Here is an 11,659-nt window from a genome sequence, read left to right as displayed (position 1 = left end):
ATATGGGACGACAGCACGACCAACACCGAGGGTGATCGGCCAAGGCGATCTACCCTACGGGTTGCCCGCAGCATGAATGTCGTTGTCTATCCGGCCTCTCAGCGCTGGTCGGTCCGCTTCCTTGGCGAAACCGTACGAAAGCCGGAAGCCGTTGACCTCGTAGCAAAACCATCCGAATGGCCAGATAGTGATTGTTGGCTACCGGGTCAGTTCAAAGTGTTGGTTTCCCGGCTGAGCGGTGCTCGTTAGCAGTCCCGGACTTCAAAGTCAGGAATGGCAGTAATCAGACTGCCAATCACGATGCGGCGGCCTCAAACGTCCTTGCCCTGCCCCGCAAAGCCGCAGCGGTAGCGGGCGATGCGGTAATTGGGGTGTTCCATCTGCCAGCGCGCGGCCTCGGTCTGGCCCATCACCATGCAGGTCATCAGGGATACGTCCTGCGGATCGTAAAGCATCGACACGTCGCGGCAATCCTCGCCTCCGATAAGGCAGGCGGATATCAGCAGCTCGATCATCTTACCCATCTCCTTCCTTGGCACGGCCGTTTCGGGCCGCTGCACGGGGATGATGGCATGGCCGGGTGAAGGAAACGTGGCCGGAACGTGGAACTATGGGGGCGCGGTGTCAGCACCACGCGGTCAGCCGTTCGGTCCAGGGGGCAGTGTCACCGATCTGCGCCGCGACCCAGTCGGCGTCGTAATAGCTGTCGAGATAACGCTGGCCGCTGTCGCACATCAGCGTCACGATCGACCCCTTTTCCCCGCGTTCCATCATCCCGGCCGCAACCTCCAGCGCGCCCCAGAGGTTGGTGCCCGTCGACGGCCCTGCCCGGCGCCCTGTCAGCCGGTCGAGCCAGAGGATCGTCGCCACGCTGGCCGCATCTGGCACCCGGATCATCCGGTCGATGACATCGGGTTGGAACGACAATTCCACCTTCGGCCGGCCAATCCCTTCGATCCGGCTGGAACAATTCGCCCGCAGATCGCGGTCGCCGGTCATGTAGCTGTCATAGAAGACCGAGTTTTCCGGGTCGACGACCACGAGTTCGGTCTCATATCCGCGATAGAGGATATAGCGGCCGAGCGTGGCTGAGGTGCCGCCGGTTCCGGCACTCATCACCACGGTCTTCGGCACCGGATGGACCTCCCGCTCCATCTGGCGGAAGATGCTCTCGGCGATATTGTTGTTGCCGCGCCAGTCTGTTGCGCGTTCGGCGTAGCAGAACTGGTCCATGAAATGGCCGCCCATCTCTGCGGCCAGCCGGACGGCCGCGTCATGCATCTCGGGCGCGCTTTCCACGAAATGGCACTGGCCACCGTAAAGTTCGATCTGGCGGATCTTGGTGCGCGCGGTGCGGCGCGGCATGACGGCGATGAAGGGCAGGCCGATCATCTGGGCAAAATAGGCCTCGGACACCGCCGTGCTGCCGGATGAGGCCTCGATCACCGGTGTCCCTTCCTTCAGCTTGCCGTTGCAGAGCGCGTAGAGAAAGAGCGAGCGCGCCAGCCGGTGCTTGAGGCTGCCCGTCGGATGGGTGCTTTCATCCTTGAGGTAAAGATCGACGCCTTTCAGCCCCGGAAGGTCGAGCTTGAAGAGGTGGGTATCCGCCGACCGGTGGTTGTCCGCCTCAATCCTGCTGATCGCCGTCGTCACCCAATCTGTCATGCCTGCTTCCCTGCTTTAGATACGCGGGCGACAAGTTGCAGAGAATGACCTGCAATGCCAGTGGAAACGAAGTGCGCGGCCGGTTGGGCGGTTACAGGCTCACGCGGCGTTTTCGACGGCCTCGACAATGCCATCCACGACCTCGGACAAGAGCCCCTCATCCTCGCATTCGGCCATGACCCGGATCAGCGGTTCCGTGCCGGATTTGCGGATCAGAAGACGGCCGGTGCCGCTCAGCCGCGCCTCGGCACCGGTGATCGCATTCTGCACTGATGGCGCGGAAAGCGGTTCTTTTCCAGCCCCATAGCGGACGTTCTTGAGAAGTTGCGGCACGGTTTCAAACTGACGGACAAGTTCCGAGGCGCGCTGCCCTGTCTCGGCTATGGCGGCAAGGAATTGCAAACCTGCGATCAGACCGTCGCCCGTGGTGGCGTAATCGGTCATCACGATATGACCCGATTGTTCACCACCAAGGTTGAAGCCGCCTTCCCGCATCCGCTCAACCACATAGCGGTCGCCGACAGCGGTGCGTTCCAGCCTGAGGCCGCGCCCCGTCAGGAAGCGTTCAAGCCCCAGATTGGACATGACCGTCGCCACCAGCGCCCCGCCCTTCAGCCGCTCGGCCTCGGCCCAGCGGGCGGCGAAAAGCGCCATGATCTGGTCGCCATCGGCCACATGCCCGTGTTCATCAAGGATCATCACCCGGTCGGCATCGCCATCAAGGCTGATGCCAAGATCGGCGCCATGGGCCACCACCGCCTCGGCCGCCGTCTGGGTGTGGGTCGAGCCGCATTTGTCGTTGATGTTGAAACCATTGGGCGCGACGCCCACGGGGATCACATCTGCGCCCAGCTCCCACAGCACCTGTGGTGCTGCCTTGTAGGCGGCCCCATTGGCGCAATCGACGACCACCTTCAGCCCTGAAAGCGCGCCGCGCGCGGGGAAGGTCGTCTTGGCATATTCGACATAACGGCCAAGCCCGTCGTCAATCCTCTTTGCCCGACCGATATTGGCGGGTTGGGCCAGAGCGATGTCACCGCCAAGGATGCTTTCGATCTCAGCCTCGGCCTCATCCGACAGTTTGAACCCTTCGGGGCCAAAGAACTTGATGCCGTTGTCATGGGCGTGGTTGTGGCTGGCCGAGATCATGATGCCAAGGTCCGCGCGCATCGAGCGGGTGAGGTAACCCACGGCAGGTGTCGGCACGGGACCCAGCAGCAGCACGTTCATGCCGGTGGAGGTCAGCCCCGCCGTCAGCGCGTTTTCCAGCATATAGCCCGACAGCCGCGTATCCTTGCCGATCACCACGCGGTGGCCATTGCGCCCATCGGTGCGGAAGAATCGTCCCGCCGCCGCCCCCAGTTTCAGCGCCATTTCCGCTGTCATCGGGTAGGTATTCGCGGTTCCCCGCACGCCGTCTGTGCCGAAAAGCTTCCTGCTCATGTCGTTTCTCCCAGCGTCACGGCCTGCCAGAGCCTCAGCGCCTGTTTTGCCTCTGCCATATCATGAACGCGGTGCAACTGCACGCCCTGTGCAATCCCCGCCAGCGTGACGGCCAGTGTACCGGGGATACGGTCGTCTGCCGCATCCGCCCGCCCGATCGTGCCGATGAAACGCTTGCGCGAGGCCCCCAAAAGGATCGCGCAGCCAAGCCCGTGGAAGAGCGAGAGCCCCCGGATCAGGGCGAGGTTATGCCCGTCCGTCTTGCCGAAACCGATGCCGGGATCGACGATGATCCTCTCGCGGGCGATGCCTGCCGCCTCGGCCACAGCGATGCGGCCCTCAAGATAGTCGTAAACGTCCAAAAGCACATCGTCATAGCGCGGATCGTCCTGCATCGTCGCCGGATCGCCCTGTGCATGCATGAGGCAAAGCGGCGCGTCCGCCTTTGCCACCACATCGGCCAGTTCCGGATCAAAACTGAGGGCAGCGACATCGTTGACGATTCTGGCACCGGCCTGAAGGGCGGCTTTCGCCACCTCGGCCTTGCGGGTGTCGATGGAAATCGGTGTGGTCAGCCCGGCTTCGCAGAGCGCCCGGATCACCGGTTCGGTGCGGCTGATTTCATCGGCAAGACTGACCTCGTCCGCGCCGGGCCGCGTGCTTTCGCCGCCGATATCGAGGATATCGGCCCCGGCTGCCGCCATGCCCCGCGCATGGGTCAGGGCCGCATCGGCCGCATGGAACCGCCCGCCATCCGAAAAACTGTCGGGCGTCACGTTAAGAATGCCCATCAGGCGCGGGTGGTCCATCGCCAGTCCGGCAATGTCGGGACGCGGGGCACACAGGCGCTGCAGGACGCTTTCGGGAACCTCGTCCACGGTGACGACCTTTGCGGCCTTGCCGCGCTCCAGCCGCTCCAGCCGGTCGAACCAGCACCAGCCCCCTGCAAGCCACGGGGCGAGCGGTGGCCGGGCGGTATCGGTCTGGGCGATAGGACGGTAATAGATCATGCTCAGCGGTTTAGGCCGGGCCGCGTGCCGATGGCAAGCGCCGAGGGTCAGGCAAGTTCGACCGGCACGCGACATGCCGCCGGGCCTGCAACATTGCCGTGAACGATCAGCTTCCGAGCCGAGAGTTCACCGGCAAGCCAGCCCGCAAGGTCCAGACCGACACAGGCGGTCTCGCTTGCGCCGGGCGTATCGAGGACCAGCTTCGACGGGGCCCAGATGACCATGAGGCCCTGCCGTATCGCCCAGTCGAGTTCGGTCCGCGTCGCAACCACAGAAAGACGGGGATCGCGCGCGGCAAGCACCCAGGCATTCTGCTCCATCGACAAAAGGTTGATCCGGCGCTGAGCTTTGCGGTCAGCCGTCGCGGGCCGTGCGATGTCCAGCACTCCGACCGTCAGCACGACCGGCACACCCGGTTCGGCAATCCGGTCGAGCCTCAGCGGCAGGTCCGCCGCGGCAATGGTCGCATTGTCGAGGTAGATCATCAGCGGCTGAGGTATATCCACCAGCGCGGCGGGGGCGATGTCTGCCCGGCCGCGAACGATCTCGACGCCCAGCGCATAAGGGCCCCGGTCGAGCTTTTCGATCCGGAGGAAGACGCGTTCCGCCTGCGGTTCGGCCAGAATGCGGGCGGCGATGTTTTCCGACAGGGTTTCCAAGAGGTTCAGCCGCTCGGCCGCCAGTTCGGCGTCAATCGCCTCGGTCAGCCGGTCATAGGAGAGGATGAGGTCGACATCATCGCCCGCCGCGCCCTGCGGGGCCAGTTCGACAACGACATTGAAGCGCAGGCGCTGCTCCTGCCCGCGCTCGACCTGAAAGGCGCCGATATCGGCGCTGGTGATGTAATCGCGGAGCGAAAGACGGTCCGGCGGGTTCGCCCCGCCCATGGCTTTCGCCCGATCTTCGGGATGGGCAAAGGCCTGGGAAATCTCGTCGGACATGAAGGGCTCCGGGGCTGCGTCGCGGGCGATCATAGCGCCGCGCGCGGACACCGAAAGGCCGAAGGCGGCACTGGGCCGCCTTGCAGCGTCAGTTCATCGCAGTCTGCAACGGCGCCCGGTAGAAGATGTGGCGGCCGATCTTCGTCGTCTTCTCGAACCGCTTCGCCCAGGACGGCCGCACGGCTGGCGTGTGGAAATAGGTCGCCCCGTCGGTCAAGCGGCGCGGTGCGCCATCGATCATCGCGCGGGCGATCTTGCCCGCCACGGTCCAGGCCCCCCGGTCGCCGATATTTTCAGGCCGGCCATCGCAGGTGAACGAGAACTGACAGCCACGCGAATTGCCCTGATTGACCACGCCGCAGATCGTCTTCGGGAACGTCGGGCTTTCGACGCGGTTGAGGATGACCTCGGCCACGGCGGCCTGTCCCTTGATCCCTTCGCCGCGCGCCTCAAAGTAAAGCGCTGTGGCAAGGCATTCGAATTCCGGTCCGCCCTTGGCAGACGGCAGGTTCGACAGCCAGGCGGAATCATAGGCGATATCACCGGTCGATTTGGCCTCGGACGGCTTCGCGGTCGGCGGCGTCACGATCTTGCTCAGCCGGGACGCGCTGACCGCGCCCAGCGCGGCCTTTTCCTGGCCAAGAAGCGCCGTGAGGTTCATCCCCAAAGCGGCGGTCGGATCATTGGACTGGCTCACCGTCATTTCGGCATGCAAGCCTCCGGCGAGGGCGAGGAGCAGCACCGCGCTCCCGGTCCAGCACTTCAGCACTGACATTGTTCTTTCCCGAATTACTTCGTCGAGCCGCAGCCCCCCAAGGCTTTGACGAGGGCGACATAGCCGAAACGGGCCACCGCGTCCACCCTTGCGGCATTTATGCAACAATGCCCCTGCTGGGACCGGTGATCGTTTCAGATCCGGAAACCGCGAAAATCCGGGGCCATCTTCGATGGCTCTCCGACATCATGTTGATATGGCGAGATATTATTTCTTGTCGCGCGGATCAAGCAGGGCAAACTGCGCCGCCGCGAGGCGCGCGACAGGCACCCGGAAGGGCGAGCAAGAGACGTAATCGAAGCCGGACCTGCGACAAAATGCTATAGATGGAGGGTTCCCGCCATGCTCTCCGCAGACCGAAAGCGTCACATCGCGTCGCATTTCGCGCCCGCGCGCCGATCCGATAAGCAAGAGTTCGCCGACCCCGTCCTCGTCCAGAACGTGAAACGGATCCTCAGGGTAGACACCTTGCTGCACGTAGTCGCCCATAAAGCGACCGGCATCATCACGCGACAGACCATAGGTCATCTGGGTGAGGTCGTTTGTCCCGAACGACAGGAAGGCCGCGTGCTGGGCAATCTCTCCCGCGCGCAGGGCCGCACGCGGGGTTTCGACCATGACGCCGAGCCGATAGGTGAACTCCGCACCGGTCGCTGTTCTGACCGCCGCTGCCACGGCATCGACGCGGGTCTTGACCAGCTCGACCTCGCGCTTGGCCGAAACCAGCGGGATCATGATCTCGGGAACCACGGCTGCACCACGCTTGGACGCCTCGACCGTCGCTTCAAAGATGGCGCGGGCCTGCATCTCATAAATCTCGGGCACGGTCACGCCGACCCGGACACCACGCAGCCCCAGCATCGGGTTGAATTCCGACAATGCCTCCACCCTGCGGGTCACTTCGGAAAGCGGCCGGTCCAGCGCCTCGGCCAGTTCGCGCATGCCTTCCCGGTCCTGTGGCAGGAATTCGTGCAATGGCGGATCGAAAAGGCGGATACAGACAGGAAGCCCCGCCATGATGTCAAATAGCGCGATAAAATCGGCGCGCTGCATCGGCAAGAGCCGGTCGAGCGCCACTTTCCGGTCCTTGACCGTATCGGCGAAGATCATTTCGCGCATCACGGTCAGGCGGTCTTCGTCAAAGAACATGTGTTCGGTCCGGCAAAGGCCAATGCCCTCGGCCTCGAACATACGTGCGGTGCGGGCGTCGTCGGGCGTATCCGCATTCGCCCGCACGCCGATATCGCGGACATTGTCGGCCCAGTGCAGCAACGTCGTGAACCATTCGTCAAGCGCAGGTTCCAGCATCTCGGCCTGCCCCGCCAGCACTTCTCCCGATGTGCCGTCAACGGTGATGACATCGCCTTCGCGGAAGGTCCGGCCATCCCGGGTCTTCACCACCTTTTCCCGCAGATCGATCGACAGATCCGAGGCGCCGACGATGCAAGGCAGGCCCAATCCGCGCGCGATCACCGCGGCATGGCTCGTGATGCCACCGCGTTCGGTCAGGACGGCAACGGCAGCATGCATGCCGCGGATATCCTCGGGCGCGGTTTCGCGCCGCACCATGATGCAGCGTTCGTCCCGCGCGGCCGAAGCCTGCGCATCCGCCGCTGAAAAGACCAGTTTGCCTGACGCAGCCCCGGGGCTGGCGGCGATGCCGCGTGTCACCCGGTCGCGCGGCGCGCGCGGATCGACCTGATAGTGCAGCAACTCGGACAAGGCCTGCGGCTGAACCCTGAGAATCGCCTCATCCCGGCTGATGACCTCATCCTTGGCCAATGTCACCGCGATCCGCACCGCCGCGCGCGAGGACCGCTGCACCTTGACCGCGTCGATGACCCTCAGCGCGCCGTTTTCCAGCGCGAATTCGATCAGCATCTCTTCGCGCAGTCTGGTCCGGCAGGCGCGGCAGTAATCCTGCAATTCGGCAAAGACCTTTGGCGCGGCTTCCTCCAGCGAACGGCCGCGCTTGTCCCTGACCAGGAAAAGCGTCTCTTCCGCCTTACGATTGGCCGGGTTATGGCCCCGGAAGCGGCCGGTGACCTGCGGTGCCCCGGTCACGCCTTCGACAAGCTGGATGGATCCGGCCCCGGCCAGGGCCGGTCCGAAGGATTGCGCCATTTCCTGCACGACAAGGCCAAGGGCCGCGTCTGGCGGCGCGCCTTTCACCTCGCGCAGAAGCCGGGCGGTCGTGCCTTCCCAGGCCCGCGCCATCGATCGCATGACCTCGGTCAGCTGACGTGCGGGGGATTGCGGAAACTCTTCGTCCATCTCGGCTTCATAGGCGGCAAGCGCTGCCGCCAGCGCCTCGGGCGACGGTTCGGCCACGAACATGTCGGGGTCGAGCCGGGCGACATGGATCGCGTAGGATTGTACGAAACCAAGATAGGTGGCGTCTGCGAAAGCCAGACCATGGTCACGGGCATATTCGGCATGTTTCCCGGCATTCATGCCGACATTCAGCACGGTGTTCGGTCCACCCCATTCCGGTTCGCCGGGGGACGGCCGGATCGAAACGAGGCACCCACCGAAAAGTGAGGCGATGCGATCGACATCCGGCAACTGCCCCGCTGCGATCGCGCGCACTGTGTCACACGGCAAGGCCACGGTCTTGGGCACCGGCAAATCCAGCCGGATCAGCCGCTGCAGGCATTTCGCCCGCCAGCCATGGCGCGCCGGGTCAATCGCCGCGGATGGCGTGACCTCGGTGAACTGGACAAAATCACTATGTTTCTGCACTGCGGCAATCCCTTGTTGCACCGCAGGATAGCGCCGATCCGTTGGCACGCAAGCAAAAGCACGTTGGCCGCCCTGTGACGTGACGCCCCGGTCTCGCCGCTTGCGAACCGGACGCGCTTGCGCCATGACTGACGCGAGACAGGAGACGATCATGGCATTGCCGATCCGGCAGCAAGCAACCTATTGGGGCATCGCGACGGGTGTCTTTTTCGCGGCTCTCTGGGGCCTCGGCAATGTGATTCTGCCGTTCCTTGTCGGCGGCGCCATCGCCTATTTCCTTGATCCGGTCGCCGACCGGCTGGAACGGGCGGGCCTCAGCCGCACGGCGGCGACCTCGGTCATATCGGTGATCGCCCTTTTGACCTTTGTTCTTCTGTCGCTGCTCATCGTGCCGATGCTGGTGCGCCAGCTTGTCGGACTGGTGAATGCCGCCCCCACCATCTTCGGCGAATTGCAGGGCTTTCTGACCGCGAAATTCCCCTCTCTGATGGATGAACAAAGCGTGGTACGCGATGCACTGAACGGCATCGGCAAGACCATTCAGGCCCGTGGGGGGGAGCTTGCGCAGGGATTGCTGACCTCGGCCCTTTCGGTCATCAACGCCATCGTCTTCATCGTCGTCGTGCCTGTCGTCGCCTTCTACCTGCTTCTCGACTGGGACAATATGGTCGCCAAGATTGACAGCTGGCTGCCGCGCGATCATCGCGAAACAGTGCGCGCCATCGCCCGCGACATCGACAAGGTGCTGGCAGGCTTCGTGCGCGGACAGGTTTCGGTCTGTATCGCACTTGGCACCTTCTATTCGGTCGCGCTGATGATCGCGGGCCTCGATTTCGGGCTGATCGTTGGTGCCATTGCCGGGCTGATCACCTTTATTCCCTATGTTGGTGCACTGATCGGCGGGGCTCTGGCGATCGGGCTGGCACTTTTTCAGTTCTGGGGCGACTGGCTGAGTATCGGTATCATCGCCGCGATCTTTGCTGCCGGGCAGTTCCTTGAGGGCAATGTCATCACCCCGCGCTTTGTCGGCAAATCGGTGGGGCTGCATCCGGTCTGGCTGCTCTTTGCCCTGTCCGCATTCGGCACGGTCTTTGGTTTTGTCGGCATGCTGGTCGCGGTCCCGGTCGCCGCTGCCATCGGGGTGCTGGCGCGGTTCGGCGTTGGCCAGTATCTGGGAAGTCGCCTTTACACAGGCCTGGCGGGACGGGACGAGGACTGAGATGCCCCGTCAGCTTGCTTTCGACCTGCCGGTGCGCCCCGCACTGGGGCGCGAGGACTTCTTTGTCTCGCCTGCGAATGAGCTGGCTTTGGCCGCACTTGACGCGGGCGACTGGCCGCTGGGCAAGATGCTGCTCCTGGGGCCTGACGGTGCTGGCAAAAGCCATCTGACGCAGGTCTGGGCCGGCGATGTCGGTGCGCAGGTGGTCACGGCCGCCGACCTGACGGCCCTGCCCCTGCCCGATCCCGGCCCGATGGTGGTCGAGGACGCCGACCGGATCGCGGGGGACCGGGCGGCGGAAACCGCGCTCTTTCACCTTCACAATCACCTTCTGGCCGCGCAAGCCCCGCTTCTGCTGACAGCGCGGCGGGGGGCGACGCATTGGGGCCTGACCCTGCCGGATCTGAAAAGCCGGATGGAGGCGACGGCGGTGGCCGAGATTCTGCCCCCCGACGATGCCCTTCTGGCCGCGGTCTGCCTGAAGCTTTTCGCCGACCGTCAGCTTCAGGTCACACCACATCTCATCCGCTGGCTAATCCGCCGCATCGACCGTTCTTTCGCCGCCGCGCACGACGCGGTCGCGACGCTCGATGCCGCCGCTCTGCAACGCGGCCGACCGGTGACCCGTGCCCTTGCGTCCGAGGTGCTGGACACCGCGCCGGACGACGACGCATGATGCGTCACGAAAGCGTCACACATCTTAACGATAAGCCCCGCATGACACAGGCAGATTTCCTCAAGGCCCCCTTCCCCAAAGCGGTCACGTTGCCCGAAGCCGACTTTTCCGGCCCGAAGCGTTTCTTCAACCGGGAATTGAGCTGGCTGGCCTTCAATTGGCGGGTTCTGGATGAGGCGCGCAATCCGCGTGTGCCGCTCTTGGAGCGGCTGCGGTTCCTCTCAATCTCGGCCACCAACCTCGACGAGTTCTACACGGTCCGCGTAGCGGGCCTGCGCGAACTGGTGCGGGCGGGCAATTCGATGCATTCGGATGACGGGCTGTTGCCTGCCGAACAGCTTGGCCTGATCAATGCCGATGCCCGCCGCCTGATGACGATGCAGCAGACCGTGTGGAACAAGCTTCGGCGCGAACTGGACGCGGAAGGGATCGTCCTTCTGACCCGCTCGAAACTGACAAAGCGGGATGAAGCCTTCCTTGCTGACTACTTTCTCAACAAGGTGTTCCCGGTTCTCTCGCCTTTGGCCATCGACCCGGCGCATCCCTTCCCGTTCATCCCAAATACCGGCTTCTGCCTTGCGCTTGAGCTGGAACGCGACAAAGGCAGGCGCCACCTTCAGGCGCTCTTGCCAATCCCGCAGCAGATCCCGCGTTTCATCGCCCTGCCGGGTGGCAAGCGGTTCCTGCCGATGGAAGAAATGCTGCTCGTCCATCTCGGATCGCTCTTTCCCGGCTATCGCGACACCGGCCACTGCGCCTTCCGGGTGCTGCGCGACAGCGATATCGAGGTCGAGGACGAAGCCGAGGACCTTGTGCGCGAGTTCGAAACCGCGCTGAAACGCCGCCGCCGGGGGCAGGTGATCCGACTTAAGATGACGGCGGGCGCGCCGGAAGCCTTGCGCGCCCTGATCATGGAGGAACTGGCTGTCACGACCGATGAGGTGGTGGAGGTCAGGGGCATGGTCGGCATGGCCGACCTCAAGGAACTGGTGCTCGACAGCCGCCGCGACCTGCAATGGCCCGCCTTCAGCCCACGCGTGCCCGAACGTGTGCAGGATCATGACGGCGACATGTTTGCTGCGATCCGTCAGAAGGACATGCTGCTGCACCATCCTTACGAGACCTTCGACATGGTTATCCGCTTTCTCAGTCAGGCAGCGGCTGACCCGAACGTGCTGGCGATCAAGC

The 11,659-nt window shown here is 63.9% G+C and carries 10 protein-coding genes and 1 pseudogene; 4 read left to right on the top strand and 7 right to left on the bottom strand.

Annotated elements, in window-relative coordinates:
• On the top strand, positions 1 to 249 hold a 249-nt coding region (locus WBB85_RS22720), incomplete at its 5' end, for a hypothetical protein (RefSeq protein ID WP_432640841.1).
• 62 nt (positions 250 to 311) lie between these two features.
• Here the strand turns inward: WBB85_RS22720 and WBB85_RS22715 are convergent.
• From WBB85_RS22715 to WBB85_RS22685, 7 genes are all read right to left on the bottom strand, one after another.
• Positions 312 to 515 (bottom strand): hypothetical protein, encoded by a 204-nt coding sequence (locus tag WBB85_RS22715; RefSeq protein WP_432640840.1) that lies wholly within the window; start codon positions 513 to 515, stop codon positions 312 to 314.
• A gap of 109 nt (positions 516 to 624) precedes the next feature.
• Positions 625 to 1,665, bottom strand: a complete 1,041-nt coding sequence (locus WBB85_RS22710) for a PLP-dependent cysteine synthase family protein (RefSeq protein WP_432640839.1) — start codon at positions 1,663 to 1,665, stop codon at positions 625 to 627.
• Positions 1,666 to 1,764: 99 nt separating this feature from the next.
• The gene (gene glmM, locus WBB85_RS22705) at positions 1,765 to 3,108 is read right to left on the bottom strand and encodes a phosphoglucosamine mutase (protein WP_432640838.1); all 1,344 of its coding nucleotides are present in this window, start codon (positions 3,106 to 3,108) and stop codon (positions 1,765 to 1,767) included.
• Positions 3,105 to 4,118: a dihydropteroate synthase gene (folP, locus tag WBB85_RS22700; protein WP_432640837.1), complete on the bottom strand. Its 1,014-nt coding sequence runs from the start codon at positions 4,116 to 4,118 to the stop codon at positions 3,105 to 3,107. The genes glmM and folP overlap by 4 nt, the downstream gene beginning before the upstream one ends.
• A gap of 47 nt (positions 4,119 to 4,165) precedes the next feature.
• Positions 4,166 to 5,059 (bottom strand): dihydroneopterin aldolase, encoded by an 894-nt coding sequence (locus WBB85_RS22695; protein ID WP_432640836.1) that lies wholly within the window; start codon positions 5,057 to 5,059, stop codon positions 4,166 to 4,168.
• An 88-nt stretch (positions 5,060 to 5,147) separates the two neighbouring features.
• Positions 5,148 to 5,834: a cell wall hydrolase gene (locus WBB85_RS22690; RefSeq protein WP_432640835.1), complete on the bottom strand. Its 687-nt coding sequence runs from the start codon at positions 5,832 to 5,834 to the stop codon at positions 5,148 to 5,150.
• 207 nt (positions 5,835 to 6,041) lie between these two features.
• A complete protein-coding gene (locus WBB85_RS22685) occupies positions 6,042 to 8,576 on the bottom strand; it encodes a putative PEP-binding protein (protein ID WP_432640834.1) in 2,535 nt (844 codons plus the stop codon).
• 151 nt (positions 8,577 to 8,727) lie between these two features.
• Between WBB85_RS22685 and WBB85_RS22680 the strand changes: the two genes are divergently transcribed.
• The 3 genes and pseudogenes from WBB85_RS22680 to WBB85_RS22670 form a co-directional block, all read left to right on the top strand.
• Positions 8,728 to 9,795: an AI-2E family transporter gene (locus WBB85_RS22680; RefSeq protein WP_432640833.1), complete on the top strand. Its 1,068-nt coding sequence runs from the start codon at positions 8,728 to 8,730 to the stop codon at positions 9,793 to 9,795.
• A gap of 1 nt (position 9,796) precedes the next feature.
• Positions 9,797 to 10,471, top strand: a complete 675-nt coding sequence (locus WBB85_RS22675) for a chromosomal replication initiator DnaA (RefSeq protein WP_432640832.1) — start codon at positions 9,797 to 9,799, stop codon at positions 10,469 to 10,471.
• A 41-nt stretch (positions 10,472 to 10,512) separates the two neighbouring features.
• A pseudogene (locus WBB85_RS22670) lies at positions 10,513 to 11,659 on the top strand (RNA degradosome polyphosphate kinase); the annotation flags it as partial.

Origin of the sequence: Albidovulum sp. (genome assembly GCF_049646345.1) — a bacterium.
In the GTDB taxonomy this organism is placed as follows: Bacteria; Pseudomonadota; Alphaproteobacteria; order Rhodobacterales; family Rhodobacteraceae; genus Albidovulum.
The sequence above is the reverse complement of the archived record's forward strand: the minus strand, read 5'-3'. Positions and strand labels throughout refer to the sequence as shown.